Annotated in this window: 20 protein-coding genes and 2 pseudogenes; 11 read left to right on the top strand and 11 right to left on the bottom strand. The window is 52.3% G+C overall.

The window, feature by feature from the left end:
• Positions 1–12: 12 nt before the first annotated feature.
• The 3 genes from mazG (at position 13) to J7M22_10475 (ending at position 3534) form a co-directional block, all read left to right on the top strand.
• Positions 13–822, top strand: coding sequence for a nucleoside triphosphate pyrophosphohydrolase (gene mazG, locus J7M22_10485; protein MCD6507035.1), 810 nt, complete (start codon positions 13–15; stop codon positions 820–822).
• Positions 797–2872, top strand: a complete 2076-nt coding sequence (locus J7M22_10480; protein MCD6507034.1) for a carbohydrate binding family 9 domain-containing protein — start codon at positions 797–799, stop codon at positions 2870–2872. The genes mazG and J7M22_10480 overlap by 26 nt, the downstream gene beginning before the upstream one ends.
• An 83-nt stretch (positions 2873–2955) precedes the next feature.
• A complete protein-coding gene (locus J7M22_10475; GenBank protein ID MCD6507033.1) occupies positions 2956–3534 on the top strand; it encodes a hypothetical protein in 579 nt (192 codons plus the stop codon).
• Here J7M22_10475 and rpe read toward each other — a convergent pair.
• The 3 genes from rpe to fmt are packed head-to-tail and all read right to left on the bottom strand — an operon-like array spanning position 3522 to position 6153.
• Positions 3522–4244, bottom strand: a complete 723-nt coding sequence (gene rpe / locus J7M22_10470; protein MCD6507032.1) for a ribulose-phosphate 3-epimerase — start codon at positions 4242–4244, stop codon at positions 3522–3524. The two genes, J7M22_10475 and rpe, sit on opposite strands and share 13 nt — an antisense overlap.
• Positions 4241–5209: a PASTA domain-containing protein gene (locus J7M22_10465; GenBank protein ID MCD6507031.1), complete on the bottom strand. Its 969-nt coding sequence runs from the start codon at positions 5207–5209 to the stop codon at positions 4241–4243. Before J7M22_10465 ends, rpe begins: the two co-directional genes overlap by 4 nt.
• A complete protein-coding gene (gene fmt, locus J7M22_10460) occupies positions 5206–6153 on the bottom strand; it encodes a methionyl-tRNA formyltransferase (protein ID MCD6507030.1) in 948 nt (315 codons plus the stop codon). Before fmt ends, J7M22_10465 begins: the two co-directional genes overlap by 4 nt.
• 155 nt (positions 6154–6308) lie before the next feature.
• Here fmt and J7M22_10455 point away from each other — a divergent pair, with 155 nt between their 5' ends.
• The 8 genes and pseudogenes from J7M22_10455 to J7M22_10420 all read left to right on the top strand — a co-directional run bounded on the left by J7M22_10455 (position 6309) and on the right by J7M22_10420 (position 15719).
• Complete coding sequence (locus J7M22_10455; protein MCD6507029.1) at positions 6309–8651, top strand: ATP-dependent helicase; 2343 nt, start codon at positions 6309–6311, stop codon at positions 8649–8651.
• A gap of 92 nt (positions 8652–8743) precedes the next feature.
• Positions 8744–10525: pseudogene (locus J7M22_10450) on the top strand (ATP-dependent metallopeptidase FtsH/Yme1/Tma family protein).
• Positions 10523–10621: pseudogene (locus J7M22_10445) on the top strand (AAA family ATPase). The pseudogenes J7M22_10450 and J7M22_10445 overlap by 3 nt, the downstream one beginning before the upstream one ends.
• Positions 10598–13147: an AAA family ATPase gene (locus J7M22_10440; protein MCD6507028.1), complete on the top strand. Its 2550-nt coding sequence runs from the start codon at positions 10598–10600 to the stop codon at positions 13145–13147. Before J7M22_10445 ends, J7M22_10440 begins: the two are co-directional and overlap by 24 nt.
• Positions 13122–14330: a dihydropteroate synthase gene (folP, locus tag J7M22_10435; protein MCD6507027.1), complete on the top strand. Its 1209-nt coding sequence runs from the start codon at positions 13122–13124 to the stop codon at positions 14328–14330. The genes J7M22_10440 and folP overlap by 26 nt, the downstream gene beginning before the upstream one ends.
• Positions 14324–15103 (top strand): diadenylate cyclase CdaA, encoded by a 780-nt coding sequence (gene cdaA / locus J7M22_10430; protein ID MCD6507026.1) that lies wholly within the window; start codon positions 14324–14326, stop codon positions 15101–15103. Before folP ends, cdaA begins: the two co-directional genes overlap by 7 nt.
• A complete protein-coding gene (locus tag J7M22_10425) occupies positions 15100–15516 on the top strand; it encodes a hypothetical protein (GenBank protein ID MCD6507025.1) in 417 nt (138 codons plus the stop codon). The genes cdaA and J7M22_10425 overlap by 4 nt, the downstream gene beginning before the upstream one ends.
• Positions 15513–15719, top strand: a complete 207-nt coding sequence (locus tag J7M22_10420; protein MCD6507024.1) for a hypothetical protein — start codon at positions 15513–15515, stop codon at positions 15717–15719. The genes J7M22_10425 and J7M22_10420 overlap by 4 nt, the downstream gene beginning before the upstream one ends.
• An 8-nt stretch (positions 15720–15727) precedes the next feature.
• Here the strand turns inward: J7M22_10420 and J7M22_10415 are convergent, their stop codons facing one another.
• From J7M22_10415 to J7M22_10380, 8 genes are read right to left on the bottom strand one after another with little or no spacing between them, the layout of a single operon-like run.
• Positions 15728–16735: a hypothetical protein gene (locus tag J7M22_10415; GenBank protein MCD6507023.1), complete on the bottom strand. Its 1008-nt coding sequence runs from the start codon at positions 16733–16735 to the stop codon at positions 15728–15730.
• Complete coding sequence (locus tag J7M22_10410; protein ID MCD6507022.1) at positions 16732–17658, bottom strand: secretin and TonB N-terminal domain-containing protein; 927 nt, start codon at positions 17656–17658, stop codon at positions 16732–16734. Before J7M22_10410 ends, J7M22_10415 begins: the two co-directional genes overlap by 4 nt.
• The gene (locus J7M22_10405; GenBank protein MCD6507021.1) at positions 17655–18104 is read right to left on the bottom strand and encodes a hypothetical protein; all 450 of its coding nucleotides are present in this window, start codon (positions 18102–18104) and stop codon (positions 17655–17657) included. Before J7M22_10405 ends, J7M22_10410 begins: the two co-directional genes overlap by 4 nt.
• A complete protein-coding gene (gene pilO / locus J7M22_10400) occupies positions 18088–18654 on the bottom strand; it encodes a type 4a pilus biogenesis protein PilO (GenBank protein ID MCD6507020.1) in 567 nt (188 codons plus the stop codon). Before pilO ends, J7M22_10405 begins: the two co-directional genes overlap by 17 nt.
• Positions 18655–18662: 8 nt before the next feature.
• Positions 18663–19253: a PilN domain-containing protein gene (locus tag J7M22_10395; GenBank protein MCD6507019.1), complete on the bottom strand. Its 591-nt coding sequence runs from the start codon at positions 19251–19253 to the stop codon at positions 18663–18665.
• Entirely contained in the window at positions 19250–19531 is a 282-nt protein-coding gene (locus J7M22_10390; GenBank protein ID MCD6507018.1) for a hypothetical protein, read from the bottom strand. Before J7M22_10390 ends, J7M22_10395 begins: the two co-directional genes overlap by 4 nt.
• Complete coding sequence (locus J7M22_10385) at positions 19528–20724, bottom strand: type II secretion system F family protein (protein MCD6507017.1); 1197 nt, start codon at positions 20722–20724, stop codon at positions 19528–19530. The genes J7M22_10390 and J7M22_10385 overlap by 4 nt, the downstream gene beginning before the upstream one ends.
• 2 nt (positions 20725–20726) lie before the next feature.
• Positions 20727–21794, bottom strand: coding sequence for a GAF domain-containing protein (locus tag J7M22_10380; GenBank protein MCD6507016.1), 1068 nt, complete (start codon positions 21792–21794; stop codon positions 20727–20729).
• Position 21795 lies beyond the last annotated feature (1 nt).

Below are 21795 nucleotides of genomic sequence, written 5' to 3'. Positions count from 1 at the left end.
GGAGAGAGATTGATGGGGAAGGACGTAAAGGCTTTCGACAGGCTCGTCGATGTGGTCGCGGCGCTGAGAGGCGAAAACGGATGTCCCTGGGATAAAGCTCAGACACACGAGACGCTCAAATCAAATCTGCTGGAGGAAACATACGAGGTGCTGGAGGCGATAGACTCCGGCGATCCGGATAAGCTGCGTGAGGAGCTGGGGGATCTGCTTATGCAAGTGATGTTGCACTCCCAGATCGCAAGCGAGAAGAATCTGTTCGACGCATATGACGTCGTTCGGACCATAACCGAGAAACTGATCAGACGCCATCCTCATGTCTTCGGCGACGTGCGCGTCTCCTCACCTCAGGAGGCGCTCTCCAATTGGGAGGCGATCAAGCGCAGGGAGAAGGGATATCAGGACAGACGATCGGTACTTGACGGCATACCGGCAAGCCTTCCCAGCCTTCTGAGAGCTCGAAAACTTCAGGGGAGAGCCTCCAGGGTGGGGTTTGATTGGGGCAAGCCCGAGGAGGTGTTGCCGAAGATAGAGGAGGAGATAGAGGAGCTCAGGGAGGCCATCTCCTCCGGTGAACTTGGGGAAATCGAGGAGGAGCTCGGCGATCTGTTATTCGCCATCGTGAACCTCGCCCGCCTTCTCCAGGTCGAGCCCGAGGAGGCACTCCGAAAGGCTAATGAGAAGTTCATACGACGGTTTAGGGAACTCGAAAAGCGGGCTGAAAGTATGGGCAGAGACCTGAGAGACATGTCGCTGGAGGAGATGGACGAGATATGGGATCAGATTAAGGAGGGGTCAGATGCACCTGAAAACTCTGGTTCTTAGCATCATCTTTTGTCTCCTCTGCTCGGTCATCTTCGCTCAGGCGGAACGGAGCGTGAAAGTGATTAAGGCCATCAGGACGGATCGTCCGCCCAAGATAGATGGGTTTCTCACCGATGATGTTTGGAAGAAAGCAGCGAAAGTCGATGATTTCATACAGGACGAACCTCAGCGCGGTGGAAAGCCTTCCGAGAGAACAGTTGTCCACCTCCTCTATGACGATAAGTTTCTCTACGTCGGTTTCGAATGTTTCATGCATGATATGGAGAAGGTACAGGCAAATGCAACCAGACACGATGAGGAGTTCTGGAATGACGACTATGTCGAGGTGATGCTGGATACCTTTCACGACAGGCGCAACGCTTATATCTTCTCGGTCAACCCCCTTTCAACTAAATCTGAGGAGCGATACACGAGGGCTAGGAGAGGGCCGTTCCGAAGGGGTAAAAGTTGGGATTGCGAGTGGTATGCCCGATCGCAGAGGTTGGAGGATCGATGGACGGCCGAGATAGCCATACCCTTCTGTGAGCTCAGATTCGAAAAGGGACCTGATGAAAGCTGGGGGATAAACTTCCTCAGAAACATCGAGTGGCTGGATGAGGAGGACGTGTGGGCGTATCCGGGCGAGAGCAGCCATGATCCGGCATATTACGGTGACCTGGTTGGGCTTCCCACCGAAAGGCTGGTGACATCAAGACCCATGGAGTTTAAACCGTATCTCACCTCAAGCGGCAACGTCGAGGAGGGATCGGTGGACGCAAATGCGGGCGTGGATGTGAGGATACCGCTCCCAAACATCACGGTCGATCTGACCGTCAACCCTGATTACGCCCAGATCGAAGCGGATCCTGAAAGGATCAATCTCTCGGACATACCGATCCGTTTCCCCGAAAAACGCCCCTTCTTCATGGAGGGAGAGGAGCTTTTCAGAACGCCACTCGATATCTTCTACACCCGTAAGATCCTCCAACCCCTCGTCGGAGCCAAGGCGGTGGGCAAAGTCGGCGGATATAGCTTCGCCCTTTTCGACACACAGGCCGAAAAAGTGGAAAATGAGGAGGGTGAGGAGATCGAACCACCGGCGAACTTCATGGTGGCCAGAATCCAGAGAGATGTAGGACAAAGATCGACGATCGGCCTGCTGGCAGTAAATAAACAATACTCCGGGGGCGCAAACAGGGTGGGAGGCGTGGACTTTTCGCTGAGATTTCCCCATGAACTGAGCCTCTCAGGTCAGATGGCGGCCAGCCAAACCGACAGAGGCGAAAAGGGAAAATCCGATACGGCTTTCACGATAAGGGGCGGCTGGAATAAAGATCCGGTGGGTATATCCATCGGCCTCCAGCAGGTGGGAAAGGATTTCTCCGCAGAGGCGGGATTCCTGCCGGATATCTTCATAGGTAGAAGGGGAATCAGGCTTGAGGGGGGATTTCACAGGAAATTCAAGAGCAGGCTCCTGAGGCATTTGGGATTCGGATCGGGCTATTCCTACGGCGAGACGATCGACGGCATCAGGACAAACGAGAGATGGGAGATCGGGGGAATGATAGGTCTGTGGGATTTCTTCCTGAGAACCGGCCTTTCGAAGGAGTTCAGAACGGACCCGGAGGACATCTCGATCGGATATAACGATCGCAGCATAGACGGCTTTTTCGGCTGGTTCCCACCCAAGTTTGTGACGCTCAATATGGATTTCAAGATCGGCACCAGGGATGAGAGGAACGTGATCTTTCTTGGCCCCGGATTGAGCCTCAGGCCGGTTGAAATGGCCTCCATCAGAATTGAAGGGCAGTGGCTTAGGATGGAGGGCGAGGAGGATCAAAGGATAATCCGATCCGTCCTCGACTACAGGTTCACCCAGGATATGACCTTGAGGGTCACCGCAGAGGGGAAGCTCGACGGCCATAGAAGCCTCTTCGCCCTCTATTCCTGGGAGTTTAAACCCGAAAGCAACCTCTTCCTCGTTTACACCTACAACGAGGAGGGGGATAAAAGGGAACAGGTGGGATATTTCAAAGTGGCCTATAGGATGAGGTGGCAGCCGAAGCTGTAGGAGATCGTCTGATCGAGCTCTATAGATCGCTCTATGAGGCCTACGGCCCACAGAGATGGTGGCCCGCGGAGACACCTTTTGAGATGATCGTAGGCGCGATCCTGACACAGGCCACCGCATGGAGAAATGTAGAGCGTGCCGTCGAAAACCTCAAATCGGCCGGGGATCTCATCCCTCACCTCATCCTTCAGCTCGATGAGAAAAAGCTCGCCGAGCTTATAAGACCGGCGGGATACCCCAATCTGAAAGCCAGAAGGCTTAAATCTTTCGTGGAACATCTCTTCAGGAGGTATAACGGATCGCTTGAGGGAATGCTCTCTCAGGATCTCGATCCTCTGCGCGATGAGCTCCTCGGTATCCACGGTATAGGCCCGGAAACAGCTGACTCTATACTCCTATATGCCGCCGGGAAACCCTCTTTTGTGGTGGATGCCTATACCAGAAGGCTTCTCCGACGTCTGGGATTGATCGAGGATGAGGGGATAGAATACGAGAAACTGAGGGCGCTTTTCATGGAGAACCTCCCGCGCGATGTGGCTCTCTACAACGAATACCACGCTCTTATAGTGAGACACTGTAAAGAGGTATGTAGGAAAAGGCCTCTCTGTCACAGATGCCCTATCAGATATCGCTTCGCCTCTATTTCCCTCTATTCTCCTTGATCCCTGCGCCACTTCCACGTCGTCTCGATCGTCGAAGCAGATCGCATAGGGGAACTCGCTCCTCGAAGATCTCGAATGGCCTTGGCGATATCTCCGCTTTTGAAGATCGCCGTGCCAGATACTATCACGTTCGCTCCCGCCTGGATCACCATATGGACGTTCTGCGGATTGATCCCGCCATCGGCCTGGATGAATCTGGGGGAACCCATCCTGCATGCGGCTTTACTTATCTCTCTTATTCTATCTAGCTCTTCCACCAATAACTTCTGACCGCTGAAGCCGGGGTTGACGGTCATAGGTAGAATAAGATCCATCCTTTTAAAGAAAGGCTCTAGGGGATGCCAGTCGGTTCCGGGTTTCAACGCCACCCCGGCCATAACCCCACGCGATTTAACCTCATCGATAAGATGTTCGATCTCATCACAGGATATGGCTTCCAGATGTATGGTGATCAGATCCGCCCCTGCCTCCACAAACGGATCTATGAAATCCAGGGGGTTATCCACCATAAGATGGACATCGAAGAGGAGATCCGATCGCCCTCTGAGATCCGATACCACCTTCGGGCCGAAGGAGAGGTTCGGCACGAAGTGGCCGTCCATGACATCTATGTGAAGCCAATCCGCCCCCGCCTCCTCCACTCTTCTCACCTCATCTTCGAGTTTACCCGTGTCGGCGGCGAGGATTGAAGGTGATATGAGAATCCTCATCTAAGGACCTCCTCCTTGACCGGTTTTTCCATATCGTCCTCATAGATCCTGACCACAGCCTTACCGACGACAAAGGCCAGCCTTTCGATCTTCTCGCTTGGGGAGAAATACCCATCTACGAGCCTCTCTATCCCCCGCTGATGCTCCACTACGATCCTGACATGCACTTCACCCTCGGCATTGGGATTGACGATATGCCTTATAACCACCGGGCGTGAGGAAAGCCTCTTTTTCACCTGCGGCACGCTCACCACAAGATCCACCTTATCCCCCGCCTTGATCGGGCTTCCAGGCGATGGGTTCTGCGAGATGATCGTCTCCGCCTCACGATCCTTCGCCTGTTGGAAACTCACCTCCCCGATTGAGAGCCCGCTATTCCGGATCGCCTCCTCAGCCTTCTCCAGCTTCATCCCCTTGAGATCGTTCATTATCAAGGGTTCGGGATAGATTCCGTCGCTTATCAACAGATCCACGGGATCTCCCCTGGCAGCCACGCTCTTGGGCGGCGGATTCTGGGCTATGATGATCCCGGATGGCTTTTCCGAATACACACGTGATCTCACCCCCACCCTTAAACCCACCTCGCCTAACATCGATTCGGCCTCGTCTATCATCTTGCCCGTGAGATCGGGCACGGTCACCTTATCCCTGCCGAGGCTGACGACCAGATTCACCTTGCCACCAAGTTTAACCTTCATACCTGCCTGGGGCGATTGGGCTATGATGTGGTTTTCGGGGACGGTGTTGCTGAACCTGCGTGTCTCTACAACGGGACGAAGCCGCAGGCCGATCAGTTTCCTTTCGGCCTCCTCGGCTCTCCTGCCCACGACGTTAGGCACCTCAACCACCTTACCTCTGATCTGGCGGGGAAGGATGATAAAGACGAAGATCATCCCCACAAACAGAATCAGAACCAGAGATATCAGGGATATCTTCACCGCTTTGACGAGCGCTTCCTCACTCATCTTAACCTATCACCGGTTTTGACCCTGTATCCGTTTACAAAATCAGGGCCGCTCATTCTTCTTTTCCCCTCAGGCTGGACGGAAAGGAGCCTAACCCACCCGTCCCCTGTTCTAACGAAGAGATCGTTACGCGGTGAGACGTAGATCTGCCCCGGTTCCAGATCGACCTCCGGTCCCTCATCCGGTTGGGAGGAGATCGCCTCATGGATTTTGATCATCCTGCCGTCCTGGAGGTAAGAGTATGCGCCGGGCCATGGTTTCGTTCCCCTGATCAGGTTACATATCCGAGCGGAATCCGCCGTCCAATCTATATGGCCATCCTCCTTTTTCAGCTTAGGGGCATAGGTGGCCTGGGCATGATCCTGTCTCCGTCGACTCACCTTCCCTCGATCCATATCTCTCAGCACCTCAACCAGAAGCTGCGCACCGATCTGTGAAAGCCGGTCGTGTAGGGTTTCAGCGGTGTCACCTTCACCGATCCTCACCCGTCTCTGTGCGATTATATCGCCCGTGTCCTCCCCCTCATCTAAGAACATCACCGTCACACCCGTCTCCTCCTCCCCGTTGATTATGGCCCACTGGATCGGAGCGGGACCTCGATATCTGGGCAAGAGTGAGGGATGAAGATTCACACATCCTTTGAGGGGAATCTCGAGAACTTCCGGCTTAAGTATCTGTCCATACGCCACGACCACGATCACATCAGGCGCCATCTCTCTGAGTTTCGGGATGAACTTAGGAGAGGAAACCCTTTTCGGCTGATATACCTTTAATCCGAGTTTCTCGGCCGCCGTTTTTATGGGAGGCGGCATATGTCTCATCCCCCGTCCCCTAGGCTCATCCGGCTTCGTTACGACGGAAAGTATCTCGATGAAATCCGATTCATACAGAGCTTTAAGCGAAGGGAGGGCAAATTTCGGGGTTCCCATGAAGATGATCTTCAGCATCGCCCGGTTGCATCCTCCTTTTTCTGGTTGGAATGGCGAAGATACTATACCTTAGAGCGGTGAGCATGTCAAGCGGATATACTTGACCGTCGTTTGCCCAATGTAAGATAATATCTCCGAGTAGGTGAGGCCCTTATAAAGGTGAAAAAATCATGAGGCTCAAACCTAATCCCCAACAACAGGAGGCCATAACACACCCGATCGATTCACCCCTGAAGGTGATCGCCGGGGCTGGGACGGGCAAGACTACCATCCTCACACACCGGTTCGTCCGACTTCTGAAAGACCATCCCGATCTCAAACCGCACAATATCCTCGCGTTGACCTTCACCAACAAAGCCGCCGATGAGATGGCCGGCAGGATCATCAGATTGGCCAGGGAGGAAGGGATCATAAAGAACCCGCTGGATTTCACGGGACTTTGGGTCAGCACCTTCCATTCCTTCTGCGGTAGGGTGCTTAGGGAGAACGCCTTCGAGGCCGGGCTGGATCCCGAGTTCGAGGTTATGGATGAGCTGGAGGCGAGGCTGCTCTTCCACCATGTGGTGGATGATCTCTTTAACCTCCGTATACCCTTCAGCCCAGAGGAATACCCTAATATCGATTTCACCGATACTGATCTATTTTACAGGCACCTCTTCAATTTCATCCTCCACCTCAAGGATAGGTTGATATCCCCGGAGGATTTCAAAAGGATGTCGGCTTCGGGAAGAAGCAACTTCAGGGATAAACTGCACAGACTGCGAGAATCGGACCTGGTAGAGGAAATGCCAGATCGAACCCGAGATGCGCTTTCAAGAAGGCTTAAACCTGTGGAAGATCAGCTGAGATATGAGAGAGAGATGGAAGAGGTGATATACTTGATCTACAGCGAATATCAGCGAAGGCTTGCGGAGGAGGACAGGCTCGACTTCGCCGACCTCATCTTCAGGGCATACGATCTGCTCTCGGAAAACGATCGGATAAGGGAGAAATATAGATCTCAGTTCAGATACATCCTTGTGGATGAGTTTCAGGATACCAACGAGGCACAATTTAAGCTGCTGAAACTGCTGGCGGCCGATGAGAGGATGTCCAACGTGACGGTGGTGGGCGATGACAAACAATCCATCTACGGTTGGCGGGATGCAAGGGTGGAGAACGTCGAGGATTTTCGAGCGGAGGAGTGGGGGGGGAAATCGCTGGATATCACCAAAAACTACAGATCTTACGGCGAAATCCTCGAAGTCGCCCATCATTCCATAACGCTCGACCCGAATTTCGCCCTAAGGGCCGTCAAACTAGAACCCGAGCTTAAAGGTTACGCCAATCAACCACAGGTCCAAATCGTCATAGCACCCGACAGAACCTCTGAGGCGGAGTTCATCGCCCGGTCGATCCGGGATCTGATAGAGAAGGAGGTCAAACCGAACGAGATCGCCATACTCATGCGAAGCGTGAAACATGCCAAAGCCTATGAAGACGCCTTAAGGAGGGAGCAGATCCCATACCTGACCGTCGGAGGCGTGGGATTCTATGACAGGGAGGAGATCAAGGATATAGTCTGTTATCTGAGGCTTTGCCTCGATCCAAACGATGATCAGGCGATGATCAGAGCGTTTAAATCCCCCGCCGTGAGCTTAAATGACGAATCGATATACAGACTCAGAAGGATCGATCCCGAGTCCTTCTTCCGCGCTATCTCCGATCCCGTAAGGTTAAACGAGGAGTTCGGACGGGACATAGCCGAGCGGCTGGTGAGGCTTCGACACACGCTGATCGACCTCAGCCGGCTGATAAAGGAGGAAAATGTCTCGGTATACCGAATCGCCAAATGGGTTATCGAGTTGAGCGGATACAGCTTGTTGTTGGAAAGGCTTTCGGAGAGCGAATCGATCAGGGTGGCCGCTAATCTGCGGAAGATCCTGCATCTGGCAGGGAGATTTGAGGCCAAAAACATCCAACGTCGGACGGCAGTCGGCGGATGGCAGAGGCTTGAGGATTTCATCAGTTACATCCAGTTTTCCGTCGAAAGGGAGATCGGGGAGGAAGAAGCTGAGGTGGAAATGGAGGAGGTGGTGCGGATCATGACCGTTCATCAGGCCAAGGGGCTGGAATTCGACGTGGTCTTCGTGGTCAACGCCAAGGAGAGGATCTTCCCCGCACAGTCCAAGATACCGAAGCTGATGTTCGATGAGGAGGACGGCCTGCTGATAAACACCAAGGTGGATGGCCAAAGACCCTTTAAATTGGATCCATACGTTGATTCCAGGGAAAGACTCCTAAGCGTATACGATGAGATCGGGATAAAGAACCACTGGAGGATCGAGAGGGAAAAGCAACTGAGAGAGGAGAGGCGGATCTGGTACGTGGCGTTGACAAGAGCGAAGGAGAAACTTTATATAACCACTCCATCGCTCAACTTAAAGGAGCGGACCTTCATAAAGGAGATCTTAGAAGGGTTTGAAGGCCGCGGAGAGATCTGCGAGGTGGTGAGGATCGGGGTTTCAAATTAACCTTGCTACCGACGATCTGGTATGGTATACTGAAACTGTAATCTCTTATCAGGATTGTGAGGGGATTTCTCGTGAACAGAAATGCCAGAGGGATGCTTGTTTGGCTCATTCTGGTATCTATTCTCGTCTTCGCATCCTATCAGATACTTAGACCTCAAAAAGCTCAGACATACGATAACCTTCCCTTCAGTGAATTTCATAAGCTCATCGAACAGGGGAAGGTAGCGAGGGTATATATAGGTAAGGAGTGGATCGAGGGGGAGTTCACCGAACCGCAGTATCTCCCCGTTCAGGGAAGGCAGGTCATAGAGTCCAGGCCGTTTGAGAGGTTCAGGATACCGAGGGATCCGTTCTCCAACTATCCGCTTGAGGAGGAGCTGTTGAAATACGGTGTGACCTTCTACATAGAGCCTTCCTCGCACTTCCCTCAGTGGCTGACGATGCTCCTCAGCGGCCTTCTCCCTGTGGTGTTGTTCATAGCCGTCATGATCTTCATCTCCAGACAGATGCAGGGGGCGGGAAACAAAGCCCTCTCCTTCGGCAAGAGCAGAGCCAAAAGGTTCAGCGAATCGCATCCGAAGAAAACCTTCGATGACGTGGCCGGATGCGAGGAGGCGAAGGAGGAGCTACGAGAGGTAGTGGATTTCCTCAGAGATCCGAAGAAATATCAGCGTCTCGGCGGAAGGATACCAAAAGGCGTGCTTCTGGTCGGTCCCCCCGGCACAGGGAAATGCGTCGTAGGTGATACCCTCATTCTTACCAATAAAGGTCTAATTGAGATACAGGATATTCCGAGGTATTTCTGGGTTGATCCCCATACAAATATGGTTGAAGGGGCTTATCTTCCTACGATAGATCTGAATACGTTGAAGCCCAAAGTTAATCGGGCGTCGCATTGGTATCATCTTGGGAAACAACCTACGATCCGGATTACGCTGAAACAGGGGGTGACGATTGAAGGTACTCCGGAACACCCCATCATCATGATGAACGAGGATGGGAGGTTGGAATTCCGACCGCTCTCCGAGCTTAAAGAGGGGGACATCGCAGCGATTAAATTTAACACTCAAATCTTCGGCCATTCGAGCGAAGTGGATGAGGAGCAGGCTTATCTGATGGGATTGCTGACGGGCGATGGCAATATGAGCGTAAGCAACCGAGTTGAGTTAACGACTCAGGATGCGGAGATAGCGGATGACAAATCAGTTCCCGACACCGTTCTACAAGCTCCTAAAGAGGTGCAGATATCGTTCCTTCAGGGATTGTTTGACGCTGACGGTTACTTCCAGCGGTATGCCTTCGGTTACAGCACGACGAGCAAGAGGTTGGCCGATCAAGTAACAGCGATGCTGTTGAACATTGGTATCGTTCCCAAGCTTCGCGTCAAATCCGAGGTTGGCCGAAACCATCCGCACAGGGTTTATGAGATAACCATCTCCGGTGTTTATCTGCCCAAATTCGCCAGAGAGATCGGGTTTAGGCTGAAGCGTAAACAGAAATTGATGGATGAATATCTGCAGAGGGCAAACGTTGGAACCAACACAAATGTGGACCTATTTTACAACATCAGCGATATACTCGTTGAATGCTGGAAGGAGCTTAGCTTATCCGGAAGAAGCACAAGTCGATTGGCAGCGCTTATTGATAAAGTGCGAGATCGAGGCCGCGTTTCCCGCAATACACTAAAGGAATTCGTGCAGGCCTTCGGAGATATAGTTCGCAAGGATGAAGTGGAATATCTCTCGCGATTAGCAAGTATCGATCTGTTCTTCTCCCCGGTTCAATCTATCGAATATGGTTATGCAGATGTCTACGATTTCACCGTTCCCACCGATCATTCCTTTATTTCGAATGGATTTATCTCGCACAACACCCTGCTCGCACGTGCTGTGGCGGGCGAAGCCGGTGTTCCCTTCTTCAGCATAAGCGGCTCCGATTTCGTGGAGATGTTTGTAGGTGTGGGAGCATCCGTCACAGGGGATACCCCCGTGTTGATTCGATCGGAACGGGGTACCAGGTTGATGCCTATAGGCGAGTTCGTAGATCAGTTCTACCGGGATGGCGAAGAGGGATTTATCGTTCCAGTTAAGGGCGTTCAAACTTTAGGTTTCGAGGAGAAAGAATCCAAGTTTAAGGGATCGTCTAAAAGGTTCTTCGGGTGCAGCGCCTGGAAGAGTGTCTATGGGGTATATCGCCACAAGGTAAATGAAATCTATGAAATCCGATATCTCGGAGGTAAGGTGAGAACAACGGGCGATCATAGCGTGTTCGTCCGAACCCGCAACGGTATTATAGCTAAACCCACGCGTGATCTTAAGCCCGGTGATGTATTGGTCTCACTGCCGTTCAAGGTGAGAGGAAAACACTCCCCGGAATATGGTACCCCTCACCATGTTAGAGCTCATAGGTTTGAACCAGCTGAAGAGCCTGTAGTGTTGCTGGTCGCTGAGGAGAAGTTTGAATTTGCTGAGAAGTATAAGTTCGCTTTAGAACATGCTGAGGACATGTCTCAACGCCAAATAGCTCAGATCATAGGCGTATCGCAGGCGACCGTAGGAAATTGGCAGAGGGGAGTTCATATTCCACGCCCCTTGACCTATAGATCCTTTGAGATCGGCCTCCCGGAGAAAGTGACCGTTACACCGGCTCTAATGAAGCTTCTGGGATATTACACCGCTGAGGGGAGGTCCCCGGGCCAATTCGTGGAATTCATCTTCGGCAAACACGAGACGGAACTACATCTCGATTTGATTCACCTGGTGAAAAAGATATTCAATCTGGAGCCGAAGCTTACTGAGACGACGGATAACACGGTACGCATCACCTATCATTCTGCTCCTCTCGGCAGGTTTTTCGCCACGCTTTGTGGAAACGGCAGCAGAAACAAACATATCCCTGAGATACTATGGGATCTACCGTTCGAATATTTCAGGTCGTACCTCGAAGGTTACGTGCTCGGAGATGGCTATACCACCAAAGAGGGGAAACTCTCCGTTACTTCCGCCAGTCGTCAGCTAATTCTCGAGTTAGCATGGTTGTGTTCAATGCATGGTATCGCCGTTGGGATCCAGGAGATGAACCAAAAACCAGGGCGTATCATTAAAAGTAAGCCGCTTCCTGGAGGTAAATACTGGAGGCTTATAATAGGAAAAACGTGTAACCCGCTGGCGGATGAAGAGCCGGATATACCCAACCAATGGAAGAGCCCGATCGTTAGGGAAGTTGTGGCTATGCCGTATGATGGATATGTCTATGACCTATGTGGGTGTGAAAATGAGGCGTTCTTCGGCGGTGAAAAACCCATATTGCTTCACAACAGTCGTGTGAGAGATCTCTTTGAAACCGGCAGGAAGAACGCACCTGCCATAATCTTTATCGATGAGCTCGATGCCGTCGGCAGATACAGGGGAGCAGGTATCGGCGGGGGGCATGATGAGAGGGAACAGACGCTCAACCAATTGCTCGTCGAGATGAGCGGGTTTGACTCCTCCGAAGGCGTGATCGTCATCGCGGCCACGAACAGACCGGATATACTTGATCCGGCGCTCCTGAGGCCGGGAAGATTCGACAGACAGATCGTCGTCGATCTGCCCGATGTGAAGGGTAGGGCTGAGATCTTCAAGATACACCTGAAGAACGTCAGAACGGCACCGGAGGTCTGGGATAATATTGAAATCCTGGCAAAGGGAACACCCTATTTCTCCGGAGCCGACATCGAGAACATGGTCAACGAAGCGGCTCTTATAGCTGCCCGAAAGAACAAGGAGTTCGTGGATATGGAGTGCCTTGAGGAGGCCAAGGATAAGGTGATGATGGGGCCCGAAAGGAGAAGCATGCTGATAAGCGATAAGGAGAAAAGGGTTATCGCCTACCACGAGGCAGGTCACGCCTTGGTCTCACATCTGCTGCCCGAAGGAGACCCGAATTATAAGTGCAGTATTATCCCCCGAGGAAGGGCCCTTGGCATCACCCAGAAGTTACCCTTGGAGGAGAGGCACAACTACGGCAAGAGATATCTGCTGGCCGAGATAACCACACGTCTTGCAGGGCGCGTCGCGGAGGAGCTGATATTCGGCGATCCGACCACAGGCGCAAAGGACGATTTTGAAAGGGCAACGGAGCTGGCGAGAAAGATGGTATGTGAATGGGGGATGAGCGAGAAACTCGGACCGGTTACCTTCGGCAAACGGGAGGAACAGATCTTCTTGGGTAAGGAGTTGGCAAGACATAAGGATTATAGCGAGCGAACGGCACTTGAGATAGATAACGAGGTGAAGCGGATAATAAACGAATGTTATGACAGGGCGAAAGGCATAATCCAAAACAACATGGACAAGCTCAAAAGGCTGGCCGAAGCTTTGCTGGAGAAGGAGGTGCTCGACGCCAAGGAGATCGAGGAGATCCTCGGCCCGAGACCGAGCCTCGAAGAGGCACAGCCTGCGAAGTTCAACGGCCCGACAGAGGTTAGCGATGAGGGCAAGGGTTCTGAAGCTTGAGCGTGAAGATGAGATTAAAAGGGAGATACAAAGGATCGGCGCGACCATCTATGGAACCAGGATAATGACGCCCAAAGGGCTCCATTATCTGGTCAGGGTCGAAGGGGTTAGAACCACGGCCGCCAATATCATGAAACAGGAGATGCTTTCGCTGGGGGGAGAGGTCGCCACCGCAAGGGAGACCCTGACGCTCGAGACGGAAAGAACCACCGTCCTAGTCATGGGAACTAAGAAACAGTTTGAAGGGTTCCTGAAAAAGCTTTCAGTTCAGCCCTTCGGGTTGAAAGGAGCGGCCGAGGAAATCAGAAAGGCGATCGATAACTACGAACTTGAGGGCCGAAGATGTATGGACTGTGCCGGAAGGGAGATAATCCTAGGCCAAAGGACGCTCATAATGGGGGTCCTGAACGTCACACCCGACTCCTTCTCGGACGGCGGCAGATTTCTCAAGCTTGATGATGCTATAGCGCACGCCGAGCGGATGGCCGAGGAAGGAGCCGATATCATAGATGTGGGCGGTGAATCCTCTCGCCCGGGCGCCGATCCGGTCGATGATGATGAAGAGAAAAGAAGGGTGATCCCCGTCATAAAGGAGATCGCCAGAAGAATCGATCTACCTATATCCATCGATACATATAAGCCTTCAGTCGCTGAAGAGGCTATAGATTCCGGCGCTTCGATTATAAACGACATAACAGCCCTTAGAGATCCTAGGATGGTGGATCTGGCCGCAAGGGGGAAGGTCGGCGTGGTGTTGATGCATATGAAGGGCACTCCTAAAACCATGCAGGTATCCCCTGAGTATGATGACCTTATCTCTGAGATCTACTCCTTCCTAGATGAGAGGATCGAAGCAGCCCTTCAAGGCGGCGTCGATCGAGATAGGATCATGATCGATCCTGGAATAGGTTTCGGCAAGAGGTATGAGGACAACATCGAGATACTCCGCAGGCTGAGGGAGTTCAAATCGCTAGGGTCTCCGATTCTCATCGGCACATCACGCAAATCCTTTATAGGCAAAGCGCTGGGAGATCTGCCTGTGGAAGAGCGATTGGAGGGAACGGCGGCCACCGTGGCGATTTCAATAGCGAACGGTGCTGATGTTGTGAGAGTGCATGACGTTAAGCAGATGAAACGGGTCGCCGTTATGACAGATGCTATCTGCCGCCTTAAGTCATGCTGAATATAGTTAAGGACGTAATCCTCATACTGATTGACATCTCTCTCGTCTCCTTTGTGCTTTATCAGTTCTTTATGATGCTCCGAAGCACAAAGGCCGCTCAGGCGATAAAGGGGATAGCCGTATTGGCGATCATCTCCTTCCTGGCGAATCTCATCCATCTGAGAGCCGCATCCTGGCTGCTGGGGAAGTTCTGGACCTGGGGAGTGATAGCCTTTATCATACTCTTTCAGTCCGAACTCAAAGGCGCCCTTTCCAGATTGGGACAGAGATGGACCATCCTGGGGGGGAACACGGATCTGCAAAGGTGCATCTCGGAGATATCGAAGGCCGCCGAACGAATGGTCAAATCGGGCGTCGGGGGAATTATCGTCTTCGAGAGGGAGGATAAGCTCGATTACTTCGTTGAATCGGGGATCAAGATGGATGCCCTTATCACCTGGGAGCTGATCCTGACGATCTTCTCGCCGGAGAGCCCGGTGAGAGATGGGGCGGTGGTGATACGCAACCTTCGCATAGCTGCTTCAAGCGTTATCCTGCCGATATCCAGGGATCTTTTGGGTGAAGAGATCGGCTTCGGCTATAGACATCGAGCTGCTATAGGACTGAGCCGAAGCACAGATGCGATAGCCGTCATCGTCTCAGAGGACAAGGGTATCATCTCGCTGGCTGCCGAGGGCAAACTACATCAGGATCTCAACCCATTGACGCTCGAGAGAATGCTCAGCTCATATCTCCTCCATTCCACCAACGAGAGAGGAGAGGAACGGAGATGAAGGAGAGAAAAATCTTCAGGAACGTGGAGATCAAGGTGGCATGTGTGCTCATAGCGGCGGCACTGTGGCTTTACTCCTGGCAGAGCGAAAGGGAGATACCCTTCAAAGCGTCGGTGCAGCCTCAGACTCGGCGACAATGGTATGTTAATTCGGTCAGGATCGACTCCGTCCCTGTAGAGATAAAGGGGGAAAACGGCAGGTTAAAGCTCGCCCAGGATAAGGTAACCATTACGGTAAAGGTGCCAGATCATCTCTCGCTTGACGAGATCTCATCGATCAAAGCTGAGATCAGAGCGGATAGAATCAAGGAGGGAGATGAATCGGTGGAGATATTAGACACCGATTTCGTCCTGCCCAAAGGCATGGTGCTCCTTTACGTCGAACCCCGTAAGATAGAGATCATCAGGCGATGAATTTACGCCTTCGTTACAGGCTAATGGAGAGGAACGGCTCCGTATTGATCGCCTGGCCCACCCTGAGAAATCCGAAGGTGGTCGGGACCGGTTACTGCTACGGTCAAGCCGGGATCATACTGCCGTTATTGCGATTGGCGGAGGTGTTACCGGAGTTGATACTATGCAGCGTATATCGGGCGCGGGATCAAGCGATATCATGAGGGCGATCTTAGGGATTTCGAGGCGACTGGACAAGGCCGACGCATTTGTCTTCTGGAGAGTTACCTGCAGTTCCGACCGGGTTAGCTATTCTCGGAATTATGAAGACGATCACCTCGCTTCTCTTGGAAGTTGTGTTGTGAGAGGTGAAGAGCCGTTTCAGAAGCGGGATATCGCCCAGGAGAGGGGTTTTCTCCGTCGAACGGATTTTTCTCTCAGATGTCAGCCCTCCTATGACCAACGTCTCACCATCCCGCACCAGCACCTCGGTCTGTGCTTCTCTGGTCGAGATCGTCGGCTCACCCGTCTTGGTCAATTCGCCGAGATCGCTGACCTGTATGTCTATGTCCAGCATGACGGCTTTCCCCTCCTTAACATGAGGTGTGACGGTCAGGACCACGCCGAGGTCCTTGAACTCCGTTTCAACCATCTCTATCCCCTGCTGTATCGTCACCTTCGAAAATCCCACCTGGTCTCCACTATGGAATCTCGCCTGCTGGCCTTCAAGGACGGTGATGCTGGGATTGGAAAGCACTCTCGCCCTGGAACTGGATGAGATCATCCTTAAAACGGCGTTGAACTCGGCGGGAGATAGAGTGCCGTAGCGCAGGTTCAAAAATCCCTTCGATCTCGTATCTTCCGATGATCTGCCGTTGAGGGTAAGTTTCCTTTTCCTATATCCGAAATTCCAGCTAAATCCCATCTGCTCCTCATCGGATATCGTCCTCTCGATGATATATGCCCGTATCTCCACCTGAGGCGCGGGACGATCGAGCTTTTTAAGCTCCTCCACGATCGTCGAGATCACCTCCGGAAGGTCGGAGATTATCAGGTATCCGCCGTTTGCGTTTGAAGGCTGCTTTATTTCGTATCCTCCCTTTGAGGCCGTAATCGCTTCTATTTTACCCTGAGTGGAGAGCAGAGGTGTAAATATACGCTTGAGCTCCTCCGGATCGGAGTAGACGATCTTAAACACCCTCTTGATAGGCTTAGGCTTCTCCTCGATTTCCCTCTTCATTGGCATTTCAGGTGGGGCAGGTCTATCTCCCCTATCAACTTTCTTACCATGGGCTCCAGCCTTTTTATCCCCACCTCATCGCCCGACAGGATTAAGGTTCGACTTGCCTCATCTCCCGTGACCTTGATCCCCTCAGGCAGCGTTCCGCTCAGGGCCCGTATGATATTGGCAGGGGATATGTATTTCAGCCGGAAGGTCTTAACGGCAAACCCAGCAGGAGGTTGGGGGGGCGGTTTGACCTGAGGCTGGCTCCTCCTCGCTGTTACCCTTATTATTCCTCCTTCGGTCTCCTCGAACCGATAGCCGAGCGAACTCAAAAGTTCCCTGAGAGCCACTCTGAGCGGCACATCCCTGAGGTTGAGGGTGACCTTCTGATTGACATCCACCCCCTTCTCGACGATGAAATTTGCCCCATACTGTTCGAAGAGCAGCCTCAACATTTTCCCCAGCGTCTCGCCCTCCGACCTTATGGTCACGATTTTATCCATGATCGGTTGGTCGCCTTTCGGCTCGTTGGGCGGAAAGAAGAGTATCAGCGAACGGCGTTCGCTCCGCACCTCCGGATAGACCTCCTCGCTCAGAAGGAAGACCAACCTCGTCACGGGCGGATTGAAGGTATACTGGGCAAGTAGTACCTTTTCCACTCTTTCATCCGGCGGGTTCAGACTCCTCCATCGTCTCCTACCGTTTACGAAACAATAGGAGTTTGGGATATCACCGAAAAGCACGAGCTTATCGCCTTTATAGTAGCTCGGTCTGAGGAGAAACTCCATCTTGCCGTTTCCCTCCAGCCTTACAACAAGACCCCCGTTCTCCTGACTGAGCTTTATTGAGGTTATCCTGGCTATCAATCCCCAGCAGAAGGTTGAAAACCAGAGGGTTGAAATCAGGATCGCAATGATGATGAGGATCTTTAGCCTCATTGTCCCTTCACCCCCTTGATCTTCAAGGTTTTACTCCCTCCTTTTGTCAGTCTGACGATCACATCGTCGGGATCGATCCTCTCGACCGTAAACCTGCTCGTTGGGTCGCTCTCCCCCTCCTCGAATATCCTGCCGTTTACGACGGCCATCGCTCTGGATCGACTCCAACAGATCGTCGTGAGCTTCAGTTCGATCCCTTCATCCCCTTTCTTTTTCAGGAGATCCGGGGGCTCGAACGGGTCTTTTGAGGGTAAAGGGGTGATCGAAGTGGGACGCAGAATCGATTTGAGCATCTCATTCAGCTTCTCGTTCTCCTTCACCTGATGTGTTAGCCTCAGCATTGGCATAGCGGATATCCTTCTCTCGATCAGCCGATACTCCATCGCTCCGCATATGACCAGCAGAACGGCTATCGCGATGAATATAAGGTTATCGAGTCTCACCATCCGATTTCACCTCCGCCTTAATCGGACAGTAGAGGACGGCGAACATCAGATCGAGCTCCCTTGCCTTTATGGAGAAGGATTCGATCGAGATGAGCCTCTGGGAGCTCTCCAAATCCCGTATGAATCCTACCATTCCTCTGAAATCGCCCTCAGCGATGAGCCTGTATATGGCCTTTGAATACCCCCCCTTTTTATCCGCCACCTTGACCGATCTCACATCGGATAGGGAGTTTATCCGTAGCCCGTGTCTCCGGATCCCCAACTCTCTCACCCTTTCCAGTATATCTGGCAGATCCACCTCGGCTGGTATTCTGGCCAGGAACAGGTCGAGGGATTTCTCAATCATATTGAGCTCCTCCTCGTTGATCTCAGGGGCCTCCTTTATCTGTTTCTGTATCATGCTCAGGCTCTTCCGGTTGATCGAGATCTGCCTTCCAAGCGCCTCGATCTCCTCCACATTTGGCTTCCACACGATGAGGTAGAAGGAGAACATCGTTATGGCCCACATGAGCATGTATATAAGAGACCTCTTCAAAACATTCAGGAACATGACTATACCTACCTTGTAAGTGGAAGCTGGCCTGTTGAATCTTCTTTGAGCGGAAGCTTCAACTCGAAATTATAGAAGCCACCCCCTGAGGTGGTTTGACGATTCACGGAGATGGAGATAACCCCCTTAAAATACGGCGACCTTTTAAGCCGTCGGATGAACTTCTCTATACGTCCAAGGTCGAGGGCGGAAGCCGATATCCTGAGCGATGGTATTCCCTGCGATTCCACCCCGCGCAGATATATGCCTTGAAGCCATATCCCATCCGGTATTGCCCTCCAGATATCGGTGAGCTTATCCGCCCATGTCCTTCTCCTCCCTAAAGCCTCCCTCACCATCTCGAATCTTTTCTCCAGCTCGGATTTCCTTTCGAGAAGGGAGTCCAATTTCCCCTTCTCCTTCTTGAAGGCGTTAATCGCTGTAACCAACCTCACGTTCTCCGCCACGTATCTCTCCTTTAACGCCACAAGTTGCAAGGCGATGAGTATGAGGAAACCGAGTATCAGGAATGAGAGGAGGAGTATGATTATGTTCCTCACACTATATGGGCTTTCAGGCGCATATTCAGGTGGAAGCAGATTTACCTCTACTACCTTCATTCCGCCATCACCTTCAAAGCCAACCCTATCGCCGTGGCGAACAGAGCTTGATTGTCAATCATCTCTTTCACCCCTTCACCCCTTCGATCCAGATCGAACCGGTCAAGATATCTTATCCTCTCCACAGGGAGGGAGAGCTCGGACGAGAGAAGCTCCACCATAAAGGGCAACTGGGAGAGTCCGCCTGTCAGGATCACCCGCTGCGGAGGGGGATAATCGGCCATGTGGTACTCAAACCGGCTTTTTAACGATTGTATCAGTCCATCCGGCCTTTTCATGGCAGATAGAGGCTCAGCAGTATGCCGCCCACTATAGCGCCGATGATCAGAGTCATGATCGGGATCACCATCCCGCTCAACCTTTCAACCGATCTATCTATCTCCTCCTCACATATGCGGGATATCCTCTCGAGCATCTCCGGAAGTCTCGCCGCCTCCTCGCCCGATGAGATCATCTGTATGACCATGGGCGGGAAGATGCCGCTTTCCATGAGCGACTTGGATAGGAGCATTCCCCTGTTAACCTGATCCCTGGCCCGTCGCAGGATCTGGGATAGGAAGACGTTCTTAGAGGCATTGGCGACGATGTCCAGAGCAAGGAGATAATCCACGCCGTTTCCCAAGAGCAATCCCAGGGTCCTGGCGAAATGACCTATGGCGATCTTCCTTATCAGGGGGCCGAAAAGGGGCATCTTGAACTTCATCTCATCCCATATGTATCTTCCTGTCCCGTTCGATATGGCCTTTTTGAGGATGATGGCTGTCGATATAATTCCCAGAAGGAGAATCGCTCCTCCTCGTCCCTGTATGAATCGGCTCACGTCCAGAAGGATCTGAGTCGGTCTGGGCAGATTGACGACGCCGTTATAGAGGTCCACGAATTGAGGGACGACGAACCTTATGAGGCTGAAACAGAGCATTAAGGCGAACCCGAGAGTTGTCAGAGAGGGCATCAGGGATGATTTCACCTTGCCCTTTATCCTCTCCCTTTTCTCGATATCGGTCGCTATATCCATAAGCACGTTCTCGTAGGAGCCGCTGGTTTGAGCCGCCTCCATCATGTGGATGTAGAAACGGTCGAACACCTTCGGGTACATCCCCATCGCCTCCGCAAGCGACCGTCCTCTCTCCACCTCCTCTCTGATTTCACCTATAACCTCCTTCAGCGTCACATGATCCGTCTGTTCCTCTATGATCGAAAGCGATTTGACGATATCTACACCTGCTTCAAGCATCATGGCGAACTGTCTGGTGAAGATCGCCAGATCCTTGGGCTTGACCTTAGATTTGATGAGAACGATCCTCCTCAGGACGGAGCCTGATCCGGGTTTATGTCCTATGGGTGAGACGGACATCACGCGCAGTCCCCTATCCCTAAGCTGTCTCACGAGTGAGGAAACAGTTTCCGCCTCGATGGTTCCCCTCCTCAGCATTCCTTTTTTATCCCTGGCGGAAAATCTAAACCTCGCCATTCCTAATCTCCCCTCACCCTCAGAATCTCTGAGAGGAATATCCCAACAATCCCGGGGTCAAGCTCTTTGCCTGCCATCTCCTCCATTTTATCCACGATCGTCCTCCTCGAGCCGTTCGTCTGAGAGGAATTGAGCAGCAGCTCCTCATACCTCTCGGCCACGGAGACTATCCTGGCACCTATGGGTATCTTCTCGCCCTCCAACCCGTCCGGATAACCGGTTCCGTCGAAGTTCTCGTGATGATGTCTGATTATGGGGGATGAATCGGCCAGGAGTTTGATCTCCCTGATCATGTTCGCACCTGCGACCGGATGGTTTTTAAGGCTCTGCCAGGGCTCCTCCAGCACCGGTTCCCATACCTCATCCCGACATTCGAGTATGCCTATGTCGTGCAGCGCGGCGCCGTAATAGAGTCTGTCGAGCTCTTTCCCGTTTACCCCCAGGAGCTGTCCCATGAAGGTGGATGCCTCGGCGATCCTCCAGCAGTGCCCGGGGAACATTATCCCCCTCCTCACCCCGATCGTTTCGATCGCCTTGACGAATATCTCTATCGAGTTTGAGAAGAAGTTCCGATATCGCTCTAGCCTCTCGGCGAACGTAATTGCGACGGCCACCTGACGGGCCAGCATCTCCAACAGTTCCAGATCCTCTCGGATGAATCCTCCATCTCCGACTTTGTTTATCACCTCTATCACGCCTATGACCTTGTCCCCCTCCTTCAGGGGAACGCATATCAGATTTCGTGTCCTAAGCCCTGTGATCCTGTCCACCTCTCCGGTGAATCTGGAGTCCGATTCCACGTCGTTAACGATTGCCGATTCGCCGGTTTGAGCGACCCACCATGCGATTCCGGAACTCACTTTGATTCTTCTCAGGATGGGTGCCGTTTTGCCTCTGGAGTGCTTGAAATAGAGGTGAGATCTATCATCGCTGAAGATAAGGATCGATGAACCCTCGGCGGATACCAGATCGCTGGCTAAAGTCCCTATCCTCTGCAGAAGCAGATCGATATCCTCCGCCTCATAAAGGACGGATGATATCATCTCTAGAAACTCCTTATCCCTTCTCATG

It is taken from the genome of Candidatus Poribacteria bacterium, from assembly GCA_021162805.1.
Classification (GTDB): domain Bacteria; phylum Poribacteria; class WGA-4E; order B28-G17; family B28-G17; genus JAGGXZ01.
The sequence above is the reverse complement of the archived record's forward strand: the minus strand, read 5'-3'. Positions and strand labels throughout refer to the sequence as shown.